At 64.5% G+C, this 24,498-nt stretch carries 27 protein-coding genes and 1 tRNA gene; 11 read left to right on the top strand and 17 right to left on the bottom strand.

What is annotated here, in order from left to right; all coding sequences use genetic code 11:
* Positions 1-45: 45 nt before the first annotated feature.
* Positions 46-2,799, bottom strand: coding sequence for an AAA family ATPase (locus VLI63_RS08745; protein ID WP_409156469.1), 2,754 nt, complete (start codon positions 2,797-2,799; stop codon positions 46-48).
* Between the two features lie 71 nt (positions 2,800-2,870).
* A complete protein-coding gene (locus tag VLI63_RS08740) occupies positions 2,871-3,122 on the bottom strand; it encodes a hexameric tyrosine-coordinated heme protein (protein WP_409156468.1) in 252 nt (83 codons plus the stop codon).
* A 173-nt stretch (positions 3,123-3,295) separates the two neighbouring features.
* On the opposite strand from VLI63_RS08740, the gene VLI63_RS08735 reads away from it, so the two are divergent.
* Positions 3,296-3,670, top strand: coding sequence for a DUF1622 domain-containing protein (locus tag VLI63_RS08735; RefSeq protein WP_409156467.1), 375 nt, complete (start codon positions 3,296-3,298; stop codon positions 3,668-3,670).
* 34 nt (positions 3,671-3,704) lie between these two features.
* Here the strand turns inward: VLI63_RS08735 and VLI63_RS08730 are convergent, their stop codons facing one another.
* Positions 3,705-3,869, bottom strand: coding sequence for a hypothetical protein (locus VLI63_RS08730; RefSeq protein WP_409156466.1), 165 nt, complete (start codon positions 3,867-3,869; stop codon positions 3,705-3,707).
* Between the two features lie 78 nt (positions 3,870-3,947).
* On the opposite strand from VLI63_RS08730, the gene VLI63_RS08725 reads away from it, so the two are divergent.
* From VLI63_RS08725 to lgt, 3 genes are all read left to right on the top strand, one after another.
* Positions 3,948-5,606 carry an FAD-dependent oxidoreductase gene (locus VLI63_RS08725; RefSeq protein ID WP_409156465.1) on the top strand — a complete coding sequence of 553 codons (1,659 nt, stop codon included), beginning with the start codon at positions 3,948-3,950 and terminating at the stop codon, positions 5,604-5,606.
* Between the two features lie 22 nt (positions 5,607-5,628).
* Positions 5,629-5,928, top strand: a complete 300-nt coding sequence (locus VLI63_RS08720) for a metal-sensitive transcriptional regulator (protein ID WP_409156464.1) — start codon at positions 5,629-5,631, stop codon at positions 5,926-5,928.
* A gap of 86 nt (positions 5,929-6,014) precedes the next feature.
* Positions 6,015-6,950, top strand: coding sequence for a prolipoprotein diacylglyceryl transferase (gene lgt / locus VLI63_RS08715; protein ID WP_409156463.1), 936 nt, complete (start codon positions 6,015-6,017; stop codon positions 6,948-6,950).
* Positions 6,951-6,953: 3 nt separating this feature from the next.
* Here the strand turns inward: lgt and VLI63_RS08710 are convergent, their stop codons facing one another.
* Together VLI63_RS08710 and VLI63_RS08705 are read right to left on the bottom strand one after the other, a co-directional pair.
* A complete protein-coding gene (locus tag VLI63_RS08710; protein ID WP_409156462.1) occupies positions 6,954-8,204 on the bottom strand; it encodes a chloride channel protein in 1,251 nt (416 codons plus the stop codon).
* Between the two features lie 99 nt (positions 8,205-8,303).
* Positions 8,304-8,392 (bottom strand) — tRNA-Ser (locus VLI63_RS08705).
* A gap of 180 nt (positions 8,393-8,572) precedes the next feature.
* Here VLI63_RS08705 and VLI63_RS08700 point away from each other — a divergent pair.
* Entirely contained in the window at positions 8,573-8,695 is a 123-nt protein-coding gene (locus VLI63_RS08700) for a hypothetical protein (protein WP_409156461.1), read from the top strand.
* Positions 8,696-8,699: 4 nt separating this feature from the next.
* Here the strand turns inward: VLI63_RS08700 and VLI63_RS08695 are convergent, their stop codons facing one another.
* On the bottom strand, positions 8,700-9,938 hold the full coding sequence (locus VLI63_RS08695) for an LCP family protein (protein ID WP_409156460.1): 1,239 nt from the start codon (positions 9,936-9,938) through the stop codon (positions 8,700-8,702).
* Between the two features lie 108 nt (positions 9,939-10,046).
* Positions 10,047-10,778 carry a hypothetical protein gene (locus tag VLI63_RS08690; RefSeq protein ID WP_409156459.1) on the bottom strand — a complete coding sequence of 244 codons (732 nt, stop codon included), beginning with the start codon at positions 10,776-10,778 and terminating at the stop codon, positions 10,047-10,049.
* 254 nt (positions 10,779-11,032) lie between these two features.
* On the opposite strand from VLI63_RS08690, the gene VLI63_RS08685 reads away from it, so the two are divergent.
* The 3 genes from VLI63_RS08685 to VLI63_RS08675 are packed head-to-tail and all read left to right on the top strand — an operon-like array spanning position 11,033 to position 13,183.
* On the top strand, positions 11,033-11,665 hold the full coding sequence (locus VLI63_RS08685; protein WP_409156458.1) for a hypothetical protein: 633 nt from the start codon (positions 11,033-11,035) through the stop codon (positions 11,663-11,665).
* A 39-nt stretch (positions 11,666-11,704) separates the two neighbouring features.
* On the top strand, positions 11,705-12,256 hold the full coding sequence (locus VLI63_RS08680) for a GIY-YIG nuclease family protein (RefSeq protein WP_409156457.1): 552 nt from the start codon (positions 11,705-11,707) through the stop codon (positions 12,254-12,256).
* Between the two features lie 39 nt (positions 12,257-12,295).
* Positions 12,296-13,183, top strand: coding sequence for a 1,4-dihydroxy-2-naphthoyl-CoA synthase (locus VLI63_RS08675; RefSeq protein WP_409156456.1), 888 nt, complete (start codon positions 12,296-12,298; stop codon positions 13,181-13,183).
* Positions 13,184-13,230: 47 nt separating this feature from the next.
* On the opposite strand, the gene VLI63_RS08670 is transcribed toward VLI63_RS08675, so the two are convergent.
* From VLI63_RS08670 to VLI63_RS08660, 3 genes are read right to left on the bottom strand one after another with little or no spacing between them, the layout of a single operon-like run.
* Positions 13,231-14,163, bottom strand: a complete 933-nt coding sequence (locus VLI63_RS08670) for a cytochrome b/b6 domain-containing protein (protein WP_409156455.1) — start codon at positions 14,161-14,163, stop codon at positions 13,231-13,233.
* Positions 14,163-15,137 (bottom strand): electron transfer flavoprotein subunit alpha/FixB family protein, encoded by a 975-nt coding sequence (locus VLI63_RS08665; protein ID WP_409156454.1) that lies wholly within the window; start codon positions 15,135-15,137, stop codon positions 14,163-14,165. Before VLI63_RS08665 ends, VLI63_RS08670 begins: the two co-directional genes overlap by 1 nt.
* 14 nt (positions 15,138-15,151) lie before the next feature.
* On the bottom strand, positions 15,152-15,922 hold the full coding sequence (locus VLI63_RS08660; RefSeq protein ID WP_409156453.1) for an electron transfer flavoprotein subunit beta/FixA family protein: 771 nt from the start codon (positions 15,920-15,922) through the stop codon (positions 15,152-15,154).
* A 194-nt stretch (positions 15,923-16,116) separates the two neighbouring features.
* Between VLI63_RS08660 and VLI63_RS08655 the strand changes: the two genes are divergently transcribed.
* The 3 genes from VLI63_RS08655 (at position 16,117) to VLI63_RS08645 (ending at position 17,559) form a co-directional block, all read left to right on the top strand.
* The gene (locus tag VLI63_RS08655; RefSeq protein WP_409156452.1) at positions 16,117-16,653 is read left to right on the top strand and encodes a MarR family winged helix-turn-helix transcriptional regulator; all 537 of its coding nucleotides are present in this window, start codon (positions 16,117-16,119) and stop codon (positions 16,651-16,653) included.
* 331 nt (positions 16,654-16,984) lie between these two features.
* Complete coding sequence (locus VLI63_RS08650; protein ID WP_409156451.1) at positions 16,985-17,263, top strand: NADPH-dependent FMN reductase; 279 nt, start codon at positions 16,985-16,987, stop codon at positions 17,261-17,263.
* Between the two features lie 92 nt (positions 17,264-17,355).
* Positions 17,356-17,559, top strand: coding sequence for a hypothetical protein (locus tag VLI63_RS08645; protein WP_409156450.1), 204 nt, complete (start codon positions 17,356-17,358; stop codon positions 17,557-17,559).
* Between the two features lie 889 nt (positions 17,560-18,448).
* Here VLI63_RS08645 and VLI63_RS08640 read toward each other — a convergent pair.
* The 7 genes from VLI63_RS08640 to VLI63_RS08610 form a co-directional block, all read right to left on the bottom strand.
* A complete protein-coding gene (locus VLI63_RS08640; RefSeq protein ID WP_409156449.1) occupies positions 18,449-19,474 on the bottom strand; it encodes a transporter in 1,026 nt (341 codons plus the stop codon).
* A 4-nt stretch (positions 19,475-19,478) separates the two neighbouring features.
* Positions 19,479-20,309 (bottom strand): sulfite exporter TauE/SafE family protein, encoded by an 831-nt coding sequence (locus tag VLI63_RS08635; protein ID WP_409156448.1) that lies wholly within the window; start codon positions 20,307-20,309, stop codon positions 19,479-19,481.
* Complete coding sequence (locus VLI63_RS08630; RefSeq protein WP_409156447.1) at positions 20,306-21,160, bottom strand: NAD(P)-dependent oxidoreductase; 855 nt, start codon at positions 21,158-21,160, stop codon at positions 20,306-20,308. The genes VLI63_RS08635 and VLI63_RS08630 overlap by 4 nt, the downstream gene beginning before the upstream one ends.
* A 42-nt stretch (positions 21,161-21,202) precedes the next feature.
* Positions 21,203-22,114, bottom strand: a complete 912-nt coding sequence (locus tag VLI63_RS08625) for an SDR family NAD(P)-dependent oxidoreductase (protein WP_409156446.1) — start codon at positions 22,112-22,114, stop codon at positions 21,203-21,205.
* Between the two features lie 139 nt (positions 22,115-22,253).
* Positions 22,254-23,180 (bottom strand): alpha/beta fold hydrolase, encoded by a 927-nt coding sequence (locus tag VLI63_RS08620; RefSeq protein WP_409156445.1) that lies wholly within the window; start codon positions 23,178-23,180, stop codon positions 22,254-22,256.
* Positions 23,177-23,551, bottom strand: a complete 375-nt coding sequence (locus VLI63_RS08615; RefSeq protein ID WP_409156444.1) for a cupin domain-containing protein — start codon at positions 23,549-23,551, stop codon at positions 23,177-23,179. The genes VLI63_RS08620 and VLI63_RS08615 overlap by 4 nt, the downstream gene beginning before the upstream one ends.
* A gap of 60 nt (positions 23,552-23,611) precedes the next feature.
* Entirely contained in the window at positions 23,612-24,433 is an 822-nt protein-coding gene (locus VLI63_RS08610; RefSeq protein ID WP_409156443.1) for an alpha/beta fold hydrolase, read from the bottom strand.
* Positions 24,434-24,498: the final 65 nt, after the last annotated feature.

The raw sequence follows: 24,498 nt of genomic DNA, 5'->3' as shown, positions 1-24,498 counted from the left end.
GCGAGTCTGCCGTTCACGCATGCGTCGCGTGACTGCATTACGTCGTCAGTGGGGGTCGATGCGTCCCGCGAGATGGATTCGCGAACTGACCCCCACCTTCGGGTAGATCCGGTAGAGATGGGAGCCCACGGTCCGGGGAGAGAGGAAAAGACGCTCGCCGATTTCTCGATTGGACAGACCCTGAGCCGCGAGTCGAGCAATCTGCGCTTGCTGAGGGGTGAGTTGTAGATCGGCGTCCGTGACATCGCTGCGCGAAGTCGGCGCCTCCCCGGAAGCCGCCAGTTCGGCCCTCGCTCGCTTCGCCCACCCGGCGGCGCCGATCAGTTCGAAGGTACCGAGCGCTGAGCGCGTGTAGCGCCTCGATTCGACGATGCGTCGTCGTCTTCGAAGCCACGAACCGTATGCCTGTTCCGTCATCGCCCTCACGAACGGAAAGCGGGTGACACCGCTGCCCAGAGCATCACGGAAGAGCTGTTCTGCTTCTCCCGGGGCGAGCACTGCACGGGCGTAGGCGAGGTGAGCGTGCAAGTCTGCGGACGGAGTTGTGGCGGCTAGCTCCTCGTACTGCGCCACGATCTTTCGCGCGTCCTCGATCCGAGCACAATGTACCGCGGCATCCGCGAGGAAGAGCAGCGGGGTATAGCTCTTGCGGAGGTGATGGCTGGAGCTGTTCGTGTCGAAGAGCTGCAGCAGGTCGACGAATGCCTCACTGTAATTTCCCGCGTTGCACCACGCACTTCCCCGAGCGAGCTGAACACCGGAAAGGACATTGCTCATCCGTCGCCGCTGCGCGGAGATCTCTACCTCGCTGGCCAGTCGCAGCGCCTGCTCGAGTTCACCACACAGTGCGGCCTGTTGGGCGCGACCCAGCATGAGCGCCGTGTCCCAGATGGGTTGACCCGTCTCACTCGAGAGGGCGGTCGATTCGTGCATGGCTGCTGTCGATTGCCACCATTCGCCCGTGTAATAGTGAACGGCCATTTGGATGCCGAGCACCTGAAGCAGAAGCCCGACCCTTCCCTCGGATCGAAGTCTCGCTTCGGCCCGATCGAGGTAGTCGCCCGCCAGCGGAGAATCACCGACCGCGAAGGCGGCGAGCCCCAATACCCTCAGCTGCTCGGCATCCTGCACGGATGCCGGTGCGAACTGTTCGAGGAGGCCGTTCACTCGGGTCGTCTCGAGCACCGGCTCGGAAAGTGCGAGAGCGCCCACAAATCGTGCATCCGAGCGCGCGCGCGCGTGAAGAGCCAGCGCACAATCCACCACCAGTCCACGCTCGGTGGGACCGGTACGTCCCCACCAGCAACGGGTTGCCGCGCTGAAGAGCAGATCCAACGCCAGGTCCAGATCTTCGGATGCCACACCTGCGGCCAACACGCAGAGCTGCCTGATTCTGGTCGCATCCCCGGGAACATCGCTTGCGTAGGTCTCACGGACCAGCTCGACCCGAGCAGTGTCGGTGCTGGAGAGAGGCAGGAACGCCGTGCGCTGGACGAGGCGCTCGACGATGTCCGGACGACCCATGTCGCAGGCCTGAAGCGAGGCGAGAAGGAGCCGGTGCGCCCGACGCGCAGGATCCGAGGTCATGTCTGCAGCCCGCTCGAGATACCAGGTTGCCCGCCCGATAGCCCCACGTGAGACCGACAAAGCCACGGCGAATTCCAACTCGTCGGCTATGTCGTCATCGATACCGCTGATCGAGTTCGCCTGGTGCCAGGCACGGTGCAGAGGATCTTCACGCAAGGTCTCGGCTAGCGACCGATGCGCTCGTTCTCGTTGCCCGGGCGAAGAGGCCTGAATCACTGCCGAACGGGCGAGCGAATGCCGAAACCACAGCTCGCCTGACTGCACCTTTACGAGGCCGCGCGACGTCAGAGAATCAAGCGCCCCACGCGTCACCGGTTGCCCGAGATAGGAAGCTGCTGCCGTGAGGATGACATCCAGACCGGAGCCCTGATGAATTGCCGCGATGATCGCCACCGCACGGGACTCTCGGGGAAGGGTGCTGAGTCGACCGGCGAATGACTGTTCCAGCCGTCCCGTCAGAGGCAGGGTGTGCTCCCGGTCAGGCTCACTCTGCCTGTCGCCGGGAAAAGAGGCCGGGAGCTCGATAAGAGCCAGCGGGTTGCCGGCCGCCTGGTGCAGAACGGTGGAGATAACTCGCTCGCTCATCCCTGACGTGTGATCACTCAGGATGAGGGCCGCCGCCGCCTCATCGACGGGCCGCACTTCGATCCGGCGTTCCATGCTCTCAATCAGGGCGCCCCGGGTCCCGGTTCGTGCGCTGCAGACCAGGGTGATCCGCTCGGCGCTGGCCCGCCGTGCCACGAAGGTGAATGCATCGTGTGAGAGCTGGTCGAGCCACTGCACATCATCGAGAAAAAGCGCAATGGGCTTCTGCTCTGACGCTGCCACGAGCAGATCCAGTGCCGCGAGGCCGACGAGAAATGGTTGGGGCGTGGCCGCCGCCGCTATACCGAGAGCGGAGCGGAGCGCAGCCTGACGCCCCTCCGTCAGCTGGGGCAAGCAGATCAGATACTGCCGAAGCGCCTGTTCGAGCCCGGCAAAAGGGAGTGCCGTTTCGGTCTCGATTGCGACCACGCGGCTCGTGGAGAATCCTTCCGCCTGAGCGTACTGCTCGGCGGCGCTCAACAATGCCGTCTTGCCGATCCCGGGATCTCCCTCGAGAACAACGAGCTGCCCGGACGGCGCGACACTCTCGAAGAGAGCGGCGACTATCCCTAGCTCCGCTTCTCGACCTCTCAGCTGCTGGGCTGGCACCTCCGCACGCTCGAGCATGCGTCCATTATGAAACGGACGAACCGCCACCAACAGGGGGGACATCGTGAGCGATACGGCGCAGCCGCCTATCAGCGCCAGTAGTTGTTTGCGGCCGCGATGGTCTGGAATTCGATCGCGATGACCTGGCTCGCGGCGATGAGGCTGTCCGGGTTGACGGAGTAGACCGGCCGGCCCGCCTTCAAATCGTCCAGTTCAGGTTGGATGTTGTGAATGGAGTGACGCGCCATAACGATGGCCAGCGTCCGACCTTCTTCGGGCGTTGCGGTAATGAGCGTGCCTCCGGGCACTCCCACCAATTCCGCTTCGGGAACACGAGTCACGACGAACCTCCATCACTTTCGTTTGGCTGAATGCGAATGAGCGTAGGACTCGCACTTCGGTGCACGGTATCGGTCATCCGACTGTTTCCACTGTTACTGGTGAACCGGCGATACGGTCGCTCGACAGATGCACCGGGTGGATCCGAAGGTCAAGATCGATGGAGGAGGCCCCCATGATCTTCACCATCATCGCCACGGTTTTCGACTATCTCGGAGCATCATCCATGGCTCTCGGCGTGGTCGTTGCGGTGATTTTCGCCGGTCGAGAGTGGAGGCGCAGTCGGAGCGCAGGCCTCGCCTACCGGAGGCTTCGCGACATGATCGGGAAGGCAATTCTTCTCGGGCTCGAAGTGCTGGTCGCCGCGGACCTGGTACGAACCGTCACCTCGACCCCATCCCTGACTGACGCTCTGGTTCTCGCGATCATCGTGCTCGTGCGCACAATTCTGAGCATGACGCTGCAGATCGAAGTGAGCGGTCAGCTCCCGTGGCGGCGGGGAAGACTCGAAGCGGCCACTGCGCCCCAAGGGCCACCGATCGTGGCGTGATGCGCAAGGCGATGCGGCTCGCGCCAGCCTCGACCTACCGCCCGAACAGCTTCGACAGGAAGCCCCCGCCCGCCGGCTGCTTCTCGTGACCCTGGCACTGTTGGCTCTTCGGCACATTCTTCATGACCTCGTCGACATGCTGGCCACAGCCCGCCCAAGTCGTCTTGCCGCAGACACGGCAGGTGACAGCTCTGCACATTTCATTTTCCTTTCGATGCGAATGACCCGCTGCGCACACTATACCCCCGGGGGTATAAGCTGAACCTCGGAGGCTCACATGAAAACAGTGATTGTCGGTGGAGTGGCAGGCGGGATGTCTGCGGCTACGCGGTTGCGTCGGCTCGACGAGAGCATGGAGATCGTGGTGTTCGAACGCGGACGATACGTCTCGTTCGCCAATTGCGGGCTGCCGTACTACGTCGGCGGGGTGATCGGCGACCGGGACTCGTTGCTGCTCCAGACGCCGGAGTCGCTCGCTTCGCGTTTCGCGCTGGACGTGCGAGTGGAACACGAGGTCACGTCGATCGACCCCGACCGCAAGATCGTGCACGTCACGGACCTACGCAACGGCACGTCCCGCGAACAGGCCTACGACTTCGTCGTGCTCGCCGGTGGCGCCACCGCCTCAGCCGTCGATGCGGCCTCAGCTATTCCGAGCTACACCCTCCGGAGCGTCGACGACGTCGATCACATCACCGCCACCCTCGCGACCATCGCCGGGCAGGCTCAGGCCGTGGTCATCGGCGGCGGGTTCATCGGCCTCGAAGCTGTCGAGAACCTGATCGGGCGCGGGGTGGGGGTCACTCTCATCCAGCGGGGCGCTCACGTCCTGTCGCCCCTCGATCGCGAGATGGCGGCGCCCGTTCTCGCGGTGCTCCGCCAGCACGGTGTCGACGTGCGCACGGGCACGACCGTGGTGTCCGCTTCCGACGGCTTCGTGCTGTTGGATGACGGATCCCGGGTGCGGGCAGACCTCGTGATCGAAGCAAGCGGTGTTCGACCCGAGGTGTCCGTCGCCCGCAGCGCCGGCCTCACCATCGGACCGACCGGGGGCATCGCCGTCGACCGGCGGCAGCGCACAAGCGACCCGGCGATCTTCGCCGTGGGCGACGGTGTCGAGAAGATCGACGCCGTCGACGCCTCCCCCACCCTCGTCACGATGGCCGGGCTGGCGAATCGTCATGGGCGGGCGGCTGCCGATGCCATCGCGGGCCACCCAGAGCCGGCCTGGCCGGCCCTCGGCACCTCGATCGTCGGGGTCTTCGAACTGACCATCGCCATGGTCGGCTGGAGCGAGAAGCGACTCACCGCCGCGGGCCGTGCACACCGGGTCATCCACACGCATCCCGCATCCCACGCCACCTACTATCCCGGCGCCGAGACCATGGCCCTCAAGCTCCTCGTCGACCCGGAAGACGATTCGATCCTCGGAGCGCAGATCGTGGGCGGTTCGGGGGTGGACAAACGGATCGACGTGATCGCGACGGCCATGGCCGGCGGGCTCACCGCATCCTCCCTCGCCCACCTCGAACTCGCCTACGCACCGCAGTACGGCTCCGCGAAAGATGCCGTGAACATGGCCGGCTATGTGGCGGACAATCTGGCGACCGGAACGACGAGATCGGTGCAGTGGCACGAACTGGACGCGGCGCGCGGCACCGGCACGGTGCTCGTGGATGTGCGGACCGCAGCGGAATTCGCCGCGGGCTCGATCCCGGGCGCGGTCAACGTCCCGCTGGACGAGCTTCGGCTGCGTCACGTCGAATTGGAGGGTCGCCCTCTCGTCGTGCACTGCCAGGTCGGCCAGCGCGGACACACCGCGACTCGGCTACTGACCCAGCTCGGGCATGACGTCAGAAATCTCGACGGCGGCTGCAAGACCTGGGTCGCAGGCATGTCCACGTTCGATCGTCAACCCGAATCGACACTCGTGTGAAGACCCCCCTAGGAGATACCGAATGAACGCAACTGCCCCCTTGCCCGAGGCCGGGTCGGCGGAGTCCGCCGCAGAGACCAAGAAGATCCTCAATCGATTGCGGAGGGCGCAGGGACAGCTCACCGCGGTGATCGCTGCCGTCGAAAACGGTGGTGACTGCAAGACGGTCGTCACCCAACTCGCGGCGGTATCCAGCGCGCTCGACAAAGCCGGATTCACCATCGTGTCGTCCGCGATGCGCCGATGCGTCGCCACCCCGGATGATCCGGACAACACGCTCACCGTCGATGAACTCGAGAAGCTCTTCCTCACGCTCGCCTGAGTCCCGGGCCGGAAAGAGCCGATGAGAGATGATGGAGCCGGCAGGGTGAGGGAGACTGATCCCAGCACTTCTCGAAAGGCGTCCCGATGACGGTACTGACCAGCATCCCCAGTCCCCCCTATGCGTGGTCCCAGTTCCACCTGGGGCCGCTCACGGTTCACACCTACGCGATCTGCATCCTGACCGGCATCGTCGCGGCAGTCATCATCACCCAGCGCCGGCTGAGCAGCCGGGGTGCGGAGCCGGGGGTCGTGCTCGACATCATCATCTGGGCGGTGCCGATCGGCATCGTGGGAGCGCGTTTCTATCACGTGTTCACCCACATCGGCGATTACTTCTTCCCTGGCGCGAACCTGTGGAACGTATTCGCGATCTGGGACGGCGGTAACGCGCTCTACGGTTCGCTGCTCGGCGGCGCCCTCGGCGCCTACATCGGCTGCCGGCGCCACGGCATCCGCTTCTGGTCGTTCGCCGATGCTCTCGCCCCGGCGATGCTTGTCGCCCAGTCCCTCGGCCGCTTCGGCAACTACTTCAACCACGAACTCTTCGGGCTGCCGACAACGCTTCCGTGGGGACTTCAGATCGAAGCGACCAATGCCAAGTTCCCGCCCGGGCTCGCCGCCGGCACCCTGTTCCACCCGCTCTTCCTGTACGAGATCATCTGGAACCTCATCGGTGTCGGGATCATCCTGCTGGTCGAGCGCAAGCTGCACCTGCGTTGGGGCCGGGCCTTCGCCGTCTACCTCATCTGGTACGGACTCGGCCGCAGCTGGCTCGAGGCGATTCGCATCGACCCGACGAGCGACGGATTCCTCGGGATCCCCGCCAATGTCTGGGCATCCTTCGTCGCGGTCGCCCTCGGCATCGCGCTCTTCGTCATCCAGAACCGACGCCACCCCGAACCCGAACCCTCGGTCATCCGCGACGGGTGGATCCCTCGCGCGATGCGTGGCGCCCCGCCCGCCGAAGCACACGGACCGAGCACATCCGAAGAATCCGTGGAGCCCACCTCTCGGCGGTGACGGTCAGGCGACTCCGGTGATCCTCCACCGCGCCAAGAGGTAGCTCACCGTGACGGCGCCGGCCACACACAGCATGGTCGGCACCAGGAGGGCTGGACCCTGGTTCGTGAACTCGATCACGAGCACGATCGCGGTGAAGGGCGCCCGCATGGTGGAGGCGAGAAAGGCCGCCGCTGCGACGAACGCGAATGCCGCAACCGGGCCGCCCGGCCAGACTAGCTCCCACAGTCCACCGAGGGCGGCACCGAGGCTGGCACCGATGGCGAGCGACGGGGTCAGCGTGCCACCGGCAGCGCCGCTGCCGATGGTCGCGGTGGTGGTGACGAGCTTGACCAGGGCCAGCACGCCGAGAATGCCGAATGGCGCCAGGCCAGAGAATGCCGTCTGGCCGAGCGCTCGCCCGTTGCCCAGCACTTCGGGGAAGGGCAGGGCGATCAGCCCGACGATGGTGAACACGGCCGGCATCACCAGGAGGATCCACCAGGATCGCGGCCGCACCCGTTCCGCCACTCGCACCAACCGAACGAATCCCACGGCGGCGAACCCGAGCAGCGGGCCGGCGATCAGCGCCCAGACGAACAGCGACGGGGTCAGGTCGAACCGGGGCATCACGTAGAGCGGTGTGGTGGGAACCGCGATCCGGGCGACGATGGTCGCGATGGCGGCCGTCGCCAGGGCAGGCAGGGCGGTGGCGAAACTGATCTCTGCCAGCAGTATCTCCACGGCGAACAGCGCACCACCGAGCGGAACGCTGTACACCGCGGCGAGCCCGGCTCCGGCACCGCAGGCGATCAGGATGCGACGTTCACGGGAGGTGACTCCCGTCCTCTCGCTCAGCCACCCCGCGATGGCGGCGCCGAGTTCTCGCGGTGCCACCTCCCGACCGATCGAAGCACCGAGGCCGACGATGATCACCTGGAGACCGGCATTCGCGAGGGTTGAGAGCGCTGGCATCCGTCTGCCGTCGATGCTCTGCTCGACAGAGACGACCGCAGCACCCCAGCGGCGAAGCGCCCACCACCCCACACCCCCGATCAGTCCGGCGACCGCGAGCGCTGCGACCCGCAGTCCGGGAGACGCCTGGCTGACGCCGTCCAGGAAGGTGCCGGACGAATAGCCGTAGGCCAGATGTTCGATCCCCCGCAGGGCGAGGCTCACGAGCAGGCCGCTCACTCCGGCGCCGATGCCGACCAGCGCCGTCACAACGATCAGGCGGAACATCCAGGCGACGGAAGGACGGCGCGCAGGGGTCACCTACTGATCGTAGCCACCCTCATCCCGGCTCAGCGATGACCGGGCGGCCACAGAAAAATAGCCCCGAAATCACGAAGATTTCAGGGCTATTTCGAAGTGCGGAGCCGGTGGGATTTGAACCCACGGTACCCTTACGGGTACTCCACCTTAGCAGGGTGGTGCACTAGGCCGAACTATGCGACAGCTCCATGTAGTCGACTGCAATCATAGCGGCACTGGGAGCGAGGGCCCATTCGACCCCCTGAACTGGGGAAGCATCCACCCCCGGACTGGGGAGCCGTTCCACGCTCCGCGGTACCCGACGCAGACCTAGAGTGAGGTCCAGAGCCCGCATCACTGCGCTCCGAGAGCAGACGAGGGGGACCATCATGTTTTCCCCGTCCCTCGCCGAGGCCGGACCGGCCATCGGCATCCTGATCATCGCGATCGGTATCGTGTTGCTGGTCGCCGCCGTTCTGCTGCTGCGCTATCTCGGCCGCGAAGACAGGTAACGCCCTAGTTGTTCACCTTGGAGCAGGTGTAGTCGGCAGCGGTTTGTCCGAGCACACCCGTCAGCGCATCGACCGGCGGGGTCGAGGCACTCGCAGAAGCCGATGGTGCCGGGGCCGCAGAAGCCGAAGGTGCGGGAGCGGCGCTCGGGTCTGTGACGGATCCGCGACCCGTGCCGGAGTCGAGCGAGAACGGTTCATCGGCTTTGATCTTGGCGAAGAGTGCCGTCGCGATGTCCTTCAGCGGAGCCACCTTGCCCGAGTAGACCCCGCCGACGCCGGTCGTGCTCGGATACTGCACGAACGTGATGCGGTCGAGCGGGATGCCCTTCAACACGAGCGCGAGCGATGCCATCGTGTTCACATTCTTCAGGCTGTTGGACAGCGTCATGTTCTGGCTGGCCGCCGTAGCGATGCCATACAGCTTCGTGAAATTGGTGAGGGTGTCGTTGCTCTTCACAGTGCGCACGAGGGAGGAGAGGAACACCTGCTGCGAGCTGATGCGGCCGAGGTCGCTGCCGTCTCCGACCCCGTGGCGACTGCGCAGGAAGGCGAGGGCGTCCGCTCCAGCCAGGGTGTAGGTGCCGGCCTTCGGCAGACTGATGCCGCTGTACTTGTCGGTGAGTGGACCGTTGATGCATACGGGCACACCACCCACCGCTGTCGACATCTGGATGACACCCTGGAACGTGATGAGCGCGGCGAACGGGATGTCGAGGCCGGTGAGGGTCTCGACGGTGAGCACGGTGCAGGCCAGCCCGCCGTAAGCGAGGGTGTTGTTGATCGGCTGGGCCGTCATCGAGTTGTAGTTGCCCTTGCCGTCCTCACGGGGGCAGGCGGGGATCGGCACCACCATGTCGCGCGGAATGCTCACGGCGACAGCGTTGGACTGGTCCTCTGATACGTGCACCAGCATGGTGACGTCGTTGAGCACCCCGTCGTCCTTGCCGAACTGTGCGCCCTGGCCCGCGCGGGTGTCGCTTCCGACGATCAGCATGTTGAATCCGCCGTCGAACGACCCGAGGTCTGGCGGCGGACCCTGCGTCTCTCCGGGCAGGGCGACGGACTTGATGTTGTTCGTGATCTGGGTGACGGCGATTCCGGCGACGGATGCCGCGCTCACAGCGACCACCGCGAGCGCCGCTCCCACGAACTTGAGCACCGTCGCGGCCGGGCGGGAGCGCCGAAGCTGGCCGTGCCGGGCGATGCCGTCGATCGAGCGGGAACGAGGACGTAGGTCGCTCATAGCGGATCCTTTCGGCAAGGCCGCGCTGGGCGCGGGGCAGGGGAATCGAGACTGGAGGAGTTTACATGGGCACCATTTATGCCGGGTTTGCGCGGCTGGGTCGGCGGTTCAGCTGAGAGATCGCCGGCGCAGAAGTCCCTCGACGACAGGAGGGCTCAATTGGCGTGCCCAGCGCTGGTACGACGACGCGTCGTACAGTCGGGGCTCGTGCGAGACATCCCCGATCTCGAACTCGAGTGTGGTGACGTTCGGTTCATTCCGCACGACTCGCCTGGTTTCCTGGTTGAGGACGTGCGCCCGCGCACCCGCCCGGCGGGCCGGGCGATCGCGGAAGAGGGGCGAGGAGGTCGGATCCGCGATTGCGACGAGAAAGATCTGACCGCCGGGCGACATGCGATCCTTCAGCAGCCCGAGGATCGTAGTGAGGCTCCGTCTCCAGGAACTCAGGGTCGTGAATCCGAAGGAGTCGTTGACCCCGACGGCGAGGATGACCGCCGCGTAGCCGCTCAGATCGATGGTGCCGAAGTGGGCGGGAGCGAATCTGAGCAGGAGGGAGGGGAGCGGTACGACGTCCAGCACGACCCCATGCCCAGTAGCCGCCCCCAGATAGCGCGCGAGATGCCCGCCGACCCCGAGTGAGTGACTGGCTATGCCGTAACCGGTGACGACACCGGATCCCGCGAGCAGGATCCGGTCCGGGTCCGGGCCCTCGATGACGATCCTCGGAGAATCCGCGGGCGAGGGGAGCGAGCCGAAACTTCCTTGGCGCATGGCCACGAGGTTGGTGAGGGTGACAGCGACGGATTCCCGGAGGACTCGGCGCGAAACCGGGTCGTTCATGACGCCCCCGCGCACGACCACCGCGGAGAGTGCGCCGGGAAACGCCGCATGGCTCCGCTCCGCTTCATCGATGAATCGTCCGGTGTACCGGACTCGTTCTCCGGCTCCAGCGCAGTTTAGTTCAATTTGCGAACTACTCGATGGTGGAGGCGCTATTTCCCGCGCCGGTCCGTCCGATATCCGCGCGACAGTTCGCACCCGCCACCCCTATGCTGGGGCGACCCAACTGCCGCCGTCTACCCGCCGGGAGCACCATGATCGTTCCACCCACCCGAGCCGCCGCAACCCTTACCGTGCTCCTGCTCGGCGTCGCGGCACTCAGCGGCTGCACCGGCGGTTCGCCAGTCCCGCCCCCGGCCTCGATGTCGATAGTGCCCCCGGCGAAACCATCGCCCTCGACCACGCCCGGGGTGGTCGTCGGCTTTCCCCGGGAATGCGCCTCGATCGTCCCGAAAGCGGCCTACACCGCGACCTTCGGGGACACCCCGCTCAACGATCCCGGGGTCATCGACGCGGCGGACGCCGATACCGTCACCCCGACGCCATCGCCTCCCGGTGCTCCGGCCGGCGCCGTTCTCGCCAATGCCGTCGAGCTGCACTGTGTGTGGCGCGATCCCGGCGCAGACATCACCTACCTCGAGGTGACCATGGCCCACGCCGATCACAGCCTCGCACTCGGCTACCTCGCCGAGTTGGCCGCTAAGAACTACAGCTGCGCCGACGCGCTGGGCGGCCGATCCTGCACCCTGGTGAAGCCGAACGAGCAATACCCGGTGGATGAGGGCTACACCAGTTTCGTCCGTGACGATGTGTACCTCTCCATTTCAGAAGCCAATTTCGCCTCCCCGAACCTGCTCTCCGATCTCGTGGCCGTGCTCTGGAAGTAGCCCCGGCAGGAGGTCGGCGGCGGCGGTTACCCTTCCGACATGACCCAGTGCGTGGCGGATGACCGCGGCCCGTGCCGCGCCGAGGCGGATCCGGGCGCCCCTCTCGGCCTGTGCCGTCAGCACCTGCTCGTGGCCCACGACTGGGTTGTGCAGGGCGTCGGCATGACGGACAGGCTGCCGTCACCCTGCCTCGCCTGCGGATCACGGCTCGGCGTGCGATACCCCTCGGGCTGGCTCTGCGCCATCTGCGAGTGGAAGGTCGGCGACATCCCCGACCACGACGCGTCGACTCTGCGTGTGGATGTCGTCTACTACATCCTGTTTCGTGGCCGTATCAAGATCGGCACCTCTGGCAATCCGCGAAGCCGCCTCGCAAGCCTGCCCTGGGAGGAGCTGCTGGCCTTCGAGCGGGGCGACCGTCTGGTCGAACAGCGGAGGCACGCGCAGTTCGCGGGCCACCGCATCCCCCGCACCGAATGGTTCGAGCAACATGACGCGCTGCTGCAGCACACCAACGAGCTGCGCGCCGGGGTGGATGACCCCTGGGCACAGTATGCGCTCTGGGTGAGTCGCCGGGTGGCGCTGCTCTGACCGGGGCCCCGGCCCAGCGGTTCTGGTTATTGTGGGGACATGGCTTTCGTCTCAGAATTGTTCGATCCCACCGTCTGGCGCGAGGTCGACGGCTTCGGCGAACTCACCGACATCACCTACCATCTCGACCCCAAAGGCCAGATCGCGCGCATCGCGTTCAACCGCCCCGAGGTACGCAACGCGTTCCGGCCGCAGACTGTTGACGAGCTCTACCGCGCACTCGACCACGCCCGGCAGAACACGGGGGTCGGTGTCGTTCTCCTCACCGGCAATGGTCCGAGCCATAAGGACGGCGGTTGGGCATTCTGTTCCGGCGGCGACCAGCGCATCCGTGGCCGGGACGGCTACCAGTATGCGGACGGCACCGCGTCCACCGGTCGCCTCCACATCCTCGAAGTGCAACGCCTCATCCGCACCATGCCCAAAGTCGTGATCGCGGTCGTGCCGGGCTGGGCTGCCGGCGGCGGTCACTCACTCCACGTGGTCTGCGACCTCACGATCGCGAGCGCGGAGCACGGCCGCTTCAAGCAGACGGATGCCGACGTCGGCTCGTTCGACGGCGGCTACGGCAGCGCCTACCTCGCCCGGCAGGTCGGGCAGAAGTTCGCCCGTGAGATCTTCTTCCTCGGCAAGGAGTATTCCGCACAGCGCGCCTACGACATGGGAGCCATCAACGCCGTCGTGCCGCACGCCCAGCTCGAGACCACCGCCGTGGAGTGGGCGCGCACCATCCTCGGCAAATCGCCCACCTCCATCCGCATGCTCAAGTTCTCCTTCAATGCGGTCGACGACGGACTCGCCGGCCAGCAGGTGCTCGTCGGCGAGGCCACACGTCTCGCCTACGGCACGGACGAGGCGGTGGAGGGCAGGGACGCCTTCCTGGAGAAACGCGATCCCGACTGGTCGCCCTACCCCTGGCAGTTCTAGCGGGCTGGAAGTTCTAGCGGGCTGGAAGTTCTAGCGGGCTGGCGGTTCTAGCGACCCACGCGTCCGAAGTTGCCCGCGATCGAGCGCAGCACGATCGGTTTCGCCCCGATCCACGCGGCGACCATCAGCACGATCGACGCGGCGAAGATCCAGAATCCGGCCCAGCTGTAGCCGTTGTTGACGGCGTACATGTGATTGAGGTTGTTGATCGCGCCCGTGGCGAGCACGAGGGTCACGTGCACCACGATGAAGGCCACGAAAAACACCATGACGGGATAGTGGATAGCGCGGGCGACCGGGAGCGGGAAGATCCGGTCGATCGGCTTGAAGCGGACGGCGAGTCCCGGTGACATGCGGATCCCCGTCACCAGCGCGAGCGGCGCGGCGATGAAGACGACGAGGAAGTAGCTGAGCACCTGCAGCGCGTTGTAGTTCACCCAGCCGTTCTCGACCGGCCAGCTGAGGGAGGCGTACTGGAGGCCTGCGGAGATGGCGTTGGGGAAGACATCCCAGCGGGTGGGGATGATGCGGGTCCACTGCCCGGTGGAGAAGATGAGCACGTAGAACAACACGCCGTTGAGCAGCCACAGCGTGTCGATCGAGATGTGCATCCACAGGTTGAGGCTGATGCGCACGGGCTGTCCCGGGGTCTTGATCAGGCCGGAGTTGTTGCGGGTCCAATAGGCATCCGGTCGTTTGGTCGTGCGCACGAGCCAGCCGCTGCGGATGATGAAGAGCAGGAAGAAGGCATTGAGCCCGTGCTGCCAGGCCAGCCAGGCCGGGAATCCGACCGGGGCGAAAGTCGGAAGTTGCGAGGCTCCCGGGAACGACCTGAGGAACGACTGGCCACCATCCGAGGCCCGGATGCCCCGGGCGGCGAGCACCAGCAGGAAGAGTCCGACCAGCACCACTGGCACGATCCAGACCAGTTTGAACCACCGGCTTTCGCGGAAGCCGGACATCGTCTCTGCGAGTGCCATCACTCTGCGCGTTTGCCGAGGGCGTCGATGAGCTGCGGCACCACGGTGAACACGTCGCCGACGATACCGAAGTCTGCGATGTCGAAGATCGGCGCGTCGGCATCCTTGTTGATGGCCACGATCGTCTTGGCGGTCTGCATCCCCGCCCGGTGCTGGATCGCCCCCGAGATTCCCAGCGCGACGTAGAGCTGGGGCGAGACCGTGATGCCGGTCTGGCCGACCTGGCTGGTCTGCGGCACGTAGCCGGCGTCGACTGCGGCCCGGGATGCGCCGACCGCGGCGCCGAGCGCATCGGCGAGTTGCTCGACCAGCACGAAGTTGGCCTGCGAACCGAGTCCGCGACCTCCGGAGACCACGCGGGTCGCGCCTCTCAGCTCGGGACGGTCCGTCGCGACGACGGCGGCGTGCACGGCATCGATGACAGCGGCGGGAGCGGCGTCGACCGTGATCGACTCCGTCGTGAGAGTGGGTGATGCGGCTTCGGCACGGGCATCGATAGCGCCCTGGCGCACGGTGACGATCGCGGGTCCCCCTCCGGGCACCGTGGCCTCGACGGTGTACGCCCCGCCGAACACGGAATGGGTGGCGATGACGGCGTCGCCGTCGGCGCGCACGTCGACGACATCCACCAGCAGGCCCGTCGCAAGGCGAACGGCGAGTCGTCCGGCGATCTCTCGACCGTCGATCGAGTGGGCGAGCACGATCGCTGACGGCTGAAGCGCTGCAGCCGCCGCTTCGAGCGCGGCGATGTGTGGGGTGATGAGCAGGCTGCCGACCTGGTCGGTCTCCGCAACGTAGACCTGTGCCGCACCCAACGCGCCGAGCTGCGAGGACAGCGAATCCCCCCGGCCGGGAGCTGCCACGACCACCGCGACGGGCGTGCCGAGTTTGGCTGCCGCGGCGATCAGCATGGCTGCGGTGTTTCGGATCTCGCCGGTGGCGGAGGTCTCGATGAAGGCGAGTGCAAGTGACATGGTGATTCCCCGGCTCAGATCAGGCGTCCGGCGGCGAGGAACTCTGCGAGCTCGTTGCCCGCGTTCCCTTCATCGACGATCTTCTTTCCGGCGGTGCGCGCCGGGCGCTCGGTCGTACTGGTGACTTCGGTGCTCGGCGCGAGTCCGGAAGAGTCGAGCTCGAGGTCGGCGAGAGTCCAGACATCCAGCGGCTTCTTCTTCGCCTTCATGATGCCCTTGAAGTTGGGAAAGCGCGCCTCCGCGGATGCCTCGGTGACCGAGATCACCGCGGGCAGCGAGGCATGCACGGCCACGGTGCCGTGCTCATCGCCCCGCACTCCGCTGATACCGTCCGCCGCGAATTCCACCGAATCGAGATAGGTCATGCTCGGCACCCGGAGGTGCTCGGCGATCATGGCCGGGATGACACCGCCGCGACCATCCGTCGCTTCGTTCCCGGCGATCACGAGGTCGAAACCGCTCTTGGTGATGGCGGCGGCGAGCACCGCGGCCGTGCGGGACAGGTCGGAGCCGGACAGGGCTTCGTCCTTCACGTGGAGCGCGGCATCCGCTCCCATCGCCAAGGACTTGCGAAGGATTTCGGTGACGGTCGAGGGGCCCATCGAGAGCGCGATGACCTCGGCATCGTGAGAATCCTTGTACTGGAGGGCGACTTCGAGCGCTCGCTCGTCGATCTCGTCGATCACGGCGTCACTCGCCGAGCGATCCAATTGACCCGTCGAGGTGTCGAGCCTGCGCTCGCCCCAGGTATCGGGCACCTGCTTCACCAGCACGATGATCTTCATTGATACGCCCATTCCTCGAATACCAAGCGATCTTACGGGGCGAATACCGTCCGTGTGATTTCATTGCGATTCCGACCAAATACAACTAGTTCCTAGTATATTTCTTTGTCTGGGACCACTGGTCCGACCGCCTGCCGGCGACTCCGGCGGTGCCGGTACGGGAGGTGGATCCAGTGGAGGGGAGGATCCGACCGGTGCCACCTGCGAACCCACTCTCCAGCGATCCCATCGCCGAAGCGAAGCGCCAGTGGCTCAGCCACGGGTGGTCGCAGGCCGCCGACGGCATGGCCGCCGTCACCTCCCTGATGCGCGCCCAGCAACTCATGCTCGGCCGGGTCGAGAGCACCCTGAAGCCCTTCGGGTTGTCCTTCGCCCGATTCGAGATGCTCACCCTTCTCAGTTTCACCAAGGACGGCCAACTACCGATGGCCAGCGCCGGCGCGCGTCTGCAGGTGCATCCGACGAGCGTCACGAACACGGTGGACCGGCTCGAGCGTGACGGCCTGGTGACCCGGTCCGCTCATCCCACCGACGGCCGTGCCACCATCGTCACGATCACGCCCGCCGGGCGCGAGATCGTCTCCGGCGCATCCCCCGCTCTCAACGCTGCGGTCTTCGAACAGCCGGGGATATCGGAGCAGGACCTTACCGAGCTGGTGCGGATCCTCGCCCGCTTCCGCCGACAGGCCGGAGACTTCATCGATCCGCCGACTCCGCCGGATCCGCTGTAGTCGCTTCGGTCGAGGTCGGAGACGCGACTGCTCGGGGTCTGCGGAGGGCTAGGGATTCGAACCCTACCCTTAGCCCGTGATGGCAGCGAATATCCTCGTGAATACAGACTTCGGAACGCCTTGTGATCGCTTGAATTTGCCCACATATTGATGAGTTGTGGGCACGATGTGGGCACGTTTATCTCCACACGAGAGCCACGTAATGTAAGGCGGCGTGAAGTAGTCGGGGGGTTTGCCGGAACAATTCTCCGGCAACCCGCAGGACGGAGGCTGTTGCAAGTCTGGAGTACAGGTCCGTCGGCGTAACAAACCACTAGGACAGGCACGACTCATGACACACGTGATGCTCATCGTTGGAAGCGTCCGCCCCGGCCGGGTGGGCCTTCCCATCGGAAAGTGGGTCGAGAGAACCGCGCGGGCCGACGGCCGGTTCGAGCTCGACTTCGTCGACCTCGGTGAACTCCGATTGCCGCTGATGGACGAGCCGAACCATCCGCGGATGCAGCAATACACCCAGCAGCACACACGTGACTGGAGTGCCCGCGTCTCGGCTGCGGATGGGTTCATTCTCGTGACGCGGGAAAAAACTACAGTCACCCGCCAGCACTGAAGAACGCGCTTGACTTTCTCGCCGCCGAATAGTGGCGTAAGTCGGCAGGGGTCGTCAGCTATCGAGGCATCTCGGCCGGAACACGAGGTGTCGTGGCGCTCGAACCGGTGCTATCTGTGCTCGGAATCGTTCGGGTGGCAGCGGAAGTCGAGATTTCACTCCTGAACGGCCCTCGGTTCGCGAGCGGAGCATTTGTCCCGAACGACAAAGAAGACGCGATCCTCGCCAAGCTGCTCGACGAGCTGGCTGAACTCGCGATAACTCTGAAAGGTGAACGAAGTCGTGGAACGCGATAAGCCTGACACCAGGTCTCCAATCATCAGCTTCTTGGAGCAGGTCGGGGCGGGAGACGCCGATGAAGTGGCCGACCACTTCGCGGTCGCGCGCCCCTGGATCGGCCCTCGCACGGAAAAATCGCGGGTAGCGGAACACTTCCGCACCATGTGGTCGCAATTCGCAGGACCTGGATCGGCGACCGTACACAACATCCTCATCGATGGGGAATCGTTGTCGTTCTCGCCACCATCGGCAACTCGTCCGCCGGTATCGGAAGGTCTTTCGAGATCCCAGTGCCCATTCAGTTCCTCGTTCACACCCGCAAGATCGCCAGGATGCATCCGGATGAGGACTCTTGGGCCGTCAGCGAAGTATTTTCGTGATCTGAAAGTTCGTGCGCCCCTGGTGCGGCCGGGCCGGCAGCCTCAGTGTGGGCGATCATTCGACGCCGCCGGTGATGTAAGCAGTGTGTGGAGCGCCGTGGTACGCACGCCTACGACAGTGATGATGTCCGTTCCGGTCACAACGGGTGGTTGGTCTTTGGGGCCGACGCAGACCCCGCCCGGGTCGGAGATCGCAATATTTTCGTGAAGATTTCGGCAATCGCCAAAGCGCGTTTACCGTCGTCACGTTCGCCGAACACGCGGTAGGGTCACGCGGCGATGAGGTCTTTCATTGTGTGGTCATGTCACTCTTCCTGGTTTATGGGTAACCCTGTCTCGCTCATCGTTGGCGACCAGGCGCCGGGGGTCGAGCTCGTCCTGGTGAAGGGCCGTGCCGGGCGGAAGTGACTCCGGGCAGCTTCATCCGCGAGTCGAAGGGTTCGGTCGGTCGGTCGAATGCAGTCCGGAATGTACCGCTGGCTTTTTCGCGCGAGCGTTTCGGCTGCCTAGTAGGGGCTTGCACCTCTCAGCTGCCTTCGGCCTTGTCATCCGCTTGACGCAACGTGTTTTCTGCGAAACGCCCTCTGCGGCCCGCCGCGGACACAAGCACCAACGAGCGGATCACAATGGCCAGAGTCAACGCGGAAGCTACCCCGGCCACAGTCAACGCGACGATCTGCCATCCCGCGAATGATGCCATGGAGAGCCATTGAATCAGGTACGTTGCGGCGGCCCCGACAGGGAATGTGACCGACCAGAACCCCAGATTGAACGGGACTCTGCGATAGACGGGCACCAAGAACAGTTGAAGCAACAGCATCAGGACCGTGACCCCGAGCAAGCCTTGCGATACTCCATCGGCCCTCTCCCCATGAAGAGCGAACCAGGCCGTGCCCGCGACTGCCGGCGGGGCGAGGATGATCGCCAGCGTTGGGGTCAACGGCCCCGGTAGCGGCGGGAAGAAGGCAAGCCGCGCCAGCAGTACCGTGAGGATAACAACCCAAAAAATGATGCCCACAGCAAAGGCTCCAAAGGCGATCATGGGGAAACCCACCTTGTAGGACGTTGTCGCCCCGACGAGGGCCGCGGCCACGGTGGGAAGGAAATATCCGCCGTGGATTACCTCCGGGGTGAGTCGTCCGGTGTGCCAGTACGCCAGGATCCACCCGGCAAAAAGTGCGGCGGTCACGATCGAGGCGAGGACTAATATCGTTCCGCCTACAGGCCAACTCTGATGCAGGTGCGCTCCGATCAGCATCCCAATCACGGGCACTATCGCGGCGATCGGTCCCTGGGCGGGGTGGCGCAGTTGTGATCGAAGAGTCTCATCACTGTGCCTCCCTCGATAAAGGTGGGCGAAGATCAGCCACGCCCAAACGATCGATGCGGAAATCCAAAGAAGTTCGGAAGGGATGGGCGACGTCCTCAATGCAGATGTAACCGTCGTCCATAAGCTGGCGAGCCCGGCCGCACCGAACCCAATGGCCAGGGTGTTCAGCGGTATCCGGGGTTGCCCCGAGCGGTGCAGTGAAGGCGGGGTGTGATGACCCACAGTCTCATTCCTTCCCCGCCAGGTTCGTTCCCGCACCGATTTGGCGTGCGTTCTTGGGCGCCTTGACCGCCTTATAGGTGAGTTGCGCAGCAACCGCGACGAGCAGGAGCGCGAAGAGGATCCCGGAAAGTCTGGCGGGGAGAGCTAGCGATAACGCGGCACCCGGAATGCTAGCCGCAGTTGCGGCAACCCCTATAAGCAAGCCGGCTCGCACATCGACTGTGCTGGCCCGCCAATTGGCGACAGTGCCGATGGCGCTTGTGGGGATCATCACGACAAGCGATGTCCCTTTCGCAACCAGGTCGCTGATGGCAAATAGCCCGACCAGGGCCGGGACGGCGACGATACCGCCGCCGATGCCGAAAAGCCCCGACAGCACACCCATGCCGAGGCCAAGCCCGACATATCCGAGCGCCACCAGTGCGCTGAACTGGAGGGAGTTGCCCCGCTCGGGTGCCACCAGTATCAGCCTGACGGCGACCAACAGAATGAAAGCTATGAACATCCATCTCAGCCAAAACAGTGGTATCCGCTTGAGCAGAGCGCTGCCGGCGATGGCCCCGACCACTGCACCAATGGAGATGAACAGGCCAGCGACAAGATCTATCTCGCCCGCGACAAGGTAGGCGATCGAGCCGACGATAGCGGTTGGAACAATCGCGGCGAGCGAGGTGGCGGCGGCCACTCGCTGATTCAGCTTCGCAAACGTGGTCAACAGCGGCACCATGATGATCCCGCCGCCTATCGCAAAAACTCCGGATAGCACGCCTCCCACGATGCCGATTGCGATGAGCACTGCCCACCGGCGAGGTTCGCCAGATGTCGCTGCTGTCATCGCAGGTGACGCTCTACAAGCTCGGTTACCTCAATCAGCCCCTCGGCCCCGGCGCGACCGCGATCACGAACTTCTGATGTGTCGATTCCGAGGCGACCGACTCCTTCAGCGAAATGTTCGATGTCTCTCACCATCAAAGCTTGCAAATGGGGGGCGATTTCCGGAGTGATCTGGTCTCCCAGTGCCTGAATTACGAAGCTGCCGCCGCTGCTGGAGGCAAGGAGATGCCGAAAAGCAGCCACATTCACCCCCATCGAATCCGCCATGCCAAGGACATCTTCCGCGTTCTTCAAATTCGTCATCGTGAGGGCATTGTTGAGCAACTTCGCTACCTGCCCTGAACCCGGCCCCCCCATGTAGACGGTGGATGCGGAGAACGTTTCGAACACCGGCTGCGCCCGCTCGAACGCAGCAGCGTCGCCGCCAACGATCGTCGTTAGCTTTCGGAGCTCAGCTCCGGGCCCGCCCCCGCTGACGGGCGCGTCGAGAACACTGATGCCGCGCAACTCCGCGAGTTCGGCAAAACGAACGGCAGTCTCGGGGTCACCAGTCCCGTGATTCACGATTATGGATCCACGTTGCATTGACGCCAGCAGTCCCTTGTCGAATAGTACGTCCTCGACGTCCGAATCGTCTCGTAGTACAAGTAGCACGATGTCGCTTTCCGCTGCGAGAGCGCGGACTGATGCCTCTGCGGTGTGCGGTCGGCCGTGCAGCGCCCCCAGTGACGCTGCGCGGCGAGCCCACACGCGCAGATGGAATGGCGATTCGGCAACAGCGCGTGCCATGGGTGCACCCTGATCGCCTAACCCGATAAACCCTACGGATTGAACGGGGGAAGAAATATCCATGCCGATTTCCTGACTGCTTTCTTGCTGGGTCTTCGCTACGCCTCAGGCGATGTAGGTCAAGGCCAATTCCCACAGGCGATTGGCGTTGTCGTTGTCGAGTGCATAGTAGGCGACCCCCGAACTCCATCCGTTGCCGTCATACACCACTTCTGCCTCATTGTTGTTTTCGAAATAGCGTCCGCTAACTCCTTCGAGTTGCGGGGAGATGGCCGCAAATATGCTGGTCGAGGCCCCCTGCTCGACGGTCTTCCGCCGCTCCGGAGGTGTTTTCAATCCGCCGGTGTGTTTTTGAAGGCCGGTGGCGATCGCTCCTGGCATCACAGCATTGACTGCGATGCCGTCTTCCGACCAGCGCTCGGCAGCGCCGACGGCAAACAGCACCGACGCGGTTTTCGATTGTCCGTACGCGAGCAGTGGATCGTAAGGACGGAATCGGAAATTGATGTCGTCGAACACGACCGGGGAGATCAGATGCCCACTTGAGCTCAGGGCCACAACGCGCGCGTTTTCGGCCTCTGCCAAGGCGTCGTACAGCCCAATCGTGAGTGCAAAATGCCCCAGATAGTTTGTCGCAAACTGCAGCTCTATTCCCGCCTCCGTCCGCGTCTCGGGGGTGGCCATGATTCCTGCATTGTTGATCAGGATGTGCAGCGGACCGGTCCAAGAGGATGCGAAAAGTCGCACGGTGGCGAGGTCGGCTACGTCGAGCACTGCGGCGCGGACGGCCTGGTTGCCGGTATCCGCAGAAATGGTCTCGGCAGTGCGTTCCCCGGCTTCCAAATTCCTCACTGCCAGCGTGACCTCGGCTCCGAGGGCAGCAAGAGTCTTGGCCGTTTCGATCCCTATTCCGGACGCAGCGCCGGTAACGATCGCGCGCTTGCCGGTGAGGTCCACGCCCTCGGCGACCTCGGCGGCGGTAGAGGTGAATCCGAAATCAGAAGTAATTAGTGGCATCGTGGCTCTCCTGTGACGTGCACATTTAGATCGTCCATGGCAGCAGTCACCACTGACCACAGGTGGCTCAGTCCCAAGCTGACTCCGAAGGGGGTAGGGAGGACGTGCGGCGTGGTCGTCATGGTCGGGGTGCGTTCAGTCACGTACGTTCTCGCTTCGCCAGGAGCTCGGCCTCGAGAATCGCATCGGCGAACGCCTCGGGCTTCTCCTGAGGGAGGTTGTGTCCGGCTCCCTGGATGACGTGGTGCCGGTGTGCGCCGGTGAAGTGTTGGGAATATCCGCGGCCGTCCGTGGCCGGGAAGTTCCCGTCGGCACCTCCATCGAGGGAGACCGTGGGCACGGTGATGGCGGGAGCAGATTCAAGTCGCCGCTCGAGCTCGGCGTATCGCTGATGCCCCGCCGCCAATCCGAGGCGATGCCGGTAGGAGTGGATGACCACATCCACGTAGGCAGGGTTGTCGAATGCGGCTGCCGCAAGGTTGAGATCGTCGTCGGTGAAGGCCCACTCGGGCGAATTGCGTGTCCAGACAACGCGGGCGATTTCGCGACGGTTCGCTTCCAGACCGGCCCGACCCCGTTCGGTCGCGAAATAGAAGAAATACCAGAGCCCAGCTTCGGTCGCCGGGGGCAGAGGGCTCCGTGATGCGGAGATGTTTTGAATCAGGTACCCGGTCACGGAGACCAGGCCCGAACATCGCTCTGGCCAGAGCGCAGCCGCGACGCATGCGGCGCGCCCTCCCCAGTCGAAGCCGGCCAAGACTGCACGTTCGATATCCAGCATGTCCATTAGCTCGATGACATCGGCACCGATGGCGGCCTGTTGCCCGGATCGTCCTGCATCTTCGAGACTCACGGTCCCGCCGTGGCCCCGGAGATAGGGGATGATGATGCGCCGGCGCTCGTCGGCGAGAAGTGATGCGACTCGACCGTAGCTGTGGATGTCGTAAGGCCAGCCGTGCAAGAGGATGACCGGGTCGCCATCCTGTGGCCCGGTGTCCATGTAGGACACCTCCAGCGGCCCGGTCACCGCATGTTGCAGGAGGAGTCCGTCGAGCAGACTCGTCATGACGCTGTCGGGGCGTCGACGAAGGAGGCGACGGGCGCGCCCGCTTCCACGATGTAACAGGAGAGCATTCGCCCGGTTTCGGGACCGAGATCGAGGGCGTTGTGCGGTGTCCCGGGCGGGATCAGGAATCCGTCTCCGGCGTCCAAGATGAGGGTCGGCGTATCTTTGATGCTCATCTGCACCCGGCCAGCGAGGAGGTATCCGACTTCTTCACCGGGGTGGGTGTGCCAACCCGATTCGACGCCAGCGGGGATCTCAGTGAGGACCTGCACGATATCGCGCCCCGGAATGGAGGAGCTGACGTGTTGGATCTCGGTCCGCTTGAGGGTCTTTGCGAGATCATCGGCCGGGGGTGTTGTGCTTTCAGACATCGAAGGACCGCCTTTATTGCGTGAGGGTGACCTCCTTGCGCGGGGGTCGGGGGTTGATCTTTAGCTGTTCAGGAATTCAAGCAAGTCGTTGTTGAACTCCTGCTCGTGCGGGCCGGTCAACCCGTGGGGGGCACCCGGATAGATCTTCAGCGTCGCATTTGGCACGATCTTCGACGACTTGAGGGCTGACGCTTGGATCGGCACGATCTGGTCATCGTCCCCATGCAAGATGAGCGTCGGCACGTCGATCTTCTTCAGGTCCTCGGTGAGGTCGGTCTCGGAAAAAGCCCTGATGCAATCGAACGCTCCCTTGATGCCGACGGTCATGGACATGAGCCAGAACGCCTCTCGGGCGCCTTCAGACACGGTGGAGAGATCCCGGTTGGCCCCATAGAACGGGAAGGCCAATTCCCGGTAGAACTGAGATCGGTCAGCCAGGACGCTCTCCCTCAACTGGTCGAAAGGTTCGATGGGCAACCCTTCCGGGTTCTCGTCGGTCTTCAGCATCAGCGGCGGAATCGCCCCGAGCAACACGACCTTGGAGACGCGGCCGGTACCGTGGCGCCCGATGTAGCGGGTCACTTCTCCACCGCCCGTTGAGTGCCCGACGAGCACCGCGTCGTGAAGATCGAGAGACTCGATGACCGCGGCGAGGTCGTCGGCGTAATGGTCGAGGTCGTTGCCGTCCCAGGGCTGACTGGATCGGCCCCCGCCGCGCCGATCGTGTGCGATGGCGCGGAAGCCGTGGTCTGCCACGAACTTCGCCGACCCATCCCATACATCGGAGGTGAGCGGCCACCCGTGGCTGAATACGACCGGAGTACCAGCTCCCCAGTCCTTGAAGAAGATGTCCACCCCGTCCGGTGTGGTGACTATTGGCATCGTCGGCTCCTCCTTCTCACTTCAGCCCGTGCGCCGAACTGTCTGCTCATTCTGGGGCGTGCGAA

Source organism: Lacisediminihabitans sp. H27-G8, assembly GCF_046156175.1.
Taxonomy (GTDB): Bacteria; Actinomycetota; Actinomycetes; order Actinomycetales; family Microbacteriaceae; genus Lacisediminihabitans.
This window is presented reverse-complemented; position numbering and strand designations above follow the sequence as displayed.

Excerpts from the sequence above, each read along its gene's own strand:
- VLI63_RS08630 (WP_409156447.1), bottom strand. The coding sequence starts at position 21,160 with ATGGATATTTCTTCCCCCGTTCAATCCGTAGGGTTTATCGGGTTAGGC.
- VLI63_RS08735 (WP_409156467.1), top strand. The coding sequence starts at position 3,296 with ATGATCTTCACCATCATCGCCACGGTTTTCGACTATCTCGGAGCATCA.
- VLI63_RS08675 (WP_409156456.1), top strand. The coding sequence starts at position 12,296 with ATGGCTTTCGTCTCAGAATTGTTCGATCCCACCGTCTGGCGCGAGGTC.
- VLI63_RS08725 (WP_409156465.1), top strand. The coding sequence starts at position 3,948 with ATGAAAACAGTGATTGTCGGTGGAGTGGCAGGCGGGATGTCTGCGGCT.
- VLI63_RS08615 (WP_409156444.1), bottom strand. The coding sequence starts at position 23,551 with ATGTCTGAAAGCACAACACCCCCGGCCGATGATCTCGCAAAGACCCTC.
- VLI63_RS08695 (WP_409156460.1), bottom strand. The coding sequence starts at position 9,938 with ATGAGCGACCTACGTCCTCGTTCCCGCTCGATCGACGGCATCGCCCGG.
- VLI63_RS08730 (WP_409156466.1), bottom strand. The coding sequence starts at position 3,869 with ATGTGCAGAGCTGTCACCTGCCGTGTCTGCGGCAAGACGACTTGGGCG.
- VLI63_RS08690 (WP_409156459.1), bottom strand. The coding sequence starts at position 10,778 with ATGAACGACCCGGTTTCGCGCCGAGTCCTCCGGGAATCCGTCGCTGTC.
- VLI63_RS08685 (WP_409156458.1), top strand. The coding sequence starts at position 11,033 with ATGATCGTTCCACCCACCCGAGCCGCCGCAACCCTTACCGTGCTCCTG.
- VLI63_RS08670 (WP_409156455.1), bottom strand. The coding sequence starts at position 14,163 with ATGGCACTCGCAGAGACGATGTCCGGCTTCCGCGAAAGCCGGTGGTTC.
- VLI63_RS08700 (WP_409156461.1), top strand. The coding sequence starts at position 8,573 with ATGTTTTCCCCGTCCCTCGCCGAGGCCGGACCGGCCATCGGCATCCTG.
- VLI63_RS08620 (WP_409156445.1), bottom strand. The coding sequence starts at position 23,180 with ATGACGAGTCTGCTCGACGGACTCCTCCTGCAACATGCGGTGACCGGG.
- VLI63_RS08610 (WP_409156443.1), bottom strand. The coding sequence starts at position 24,433 with ATGCCAATAGTCACCACACCGGACGGGGTGGACATCTTCTTCAAGGAC.
- VLI63_RS08745 (WP_409156469.1), bottom strand. The coding sequence starts at position 2,799 with ATGCTCGAGCGTGCGGAGGTGCCAGCCCAGCAGCTGAGAGGTCGAGAA.
- VLI63_RS08720 (WP_409156464.1), top strand. The coding sequence starts at position 5,629 with ATGAACGCAACTGCCCCCTTGCCCGAGGCCGGGTCGGCGGAGTCCGCC.
- lgt (WP_409156463.1), top strand. The coding sequence starts at position 6,015 with ATGACGGTACTGACCAGCATCCCCAGTCCCCCCTATGCGTGGTCCCAG.
- VLI63_RS08625 (WP_409156446.1), bottom strand. The coding sequence starts at position 22,114 with ATGCCACTAATTACTTCTGATTTCGGATTCACCTCTACCGCCGCCGAG.
- VLI63_RS08665 (WP_409156454.1), bottom strand. The coding sequence starts at position 15,137 with ATGTCACTTGCACTCGCCTTCATCGAGACCTCCGCCACCGGCGAGATC.
- VLI63_RS08650 (WP_409156451.1), top strand. The coding sequence starts at position 16,985 with ATGACACACGTGATGCTCATCGTTGGAAGCGTCCGCCCCGGCCGGGTG.
- VLI63_RS08680 (WP_409156457.1), top strand. The coding sequence starts at position 11,705 with ATGACCCAGTGCGTGGCGGATGACCGCGGCCCGTGCCGCGCCGAGGCG.
- VLI63_RS08635 (WP_409156448.1), bottom strand. The coding sequence starts at position 20,309 with ATGACAGCAGCGACATCTGGCGAACCTCGCCGGTGGGCAGTGCTCATC.
- VLI63_RS08660 (WP_409156453.1), bottom strand. The coding sequence starts at position 15,922 with ATGAAGATCATCGTGCTGGTGAAGCAGGTGCCCGATACCTGGGGCGAG.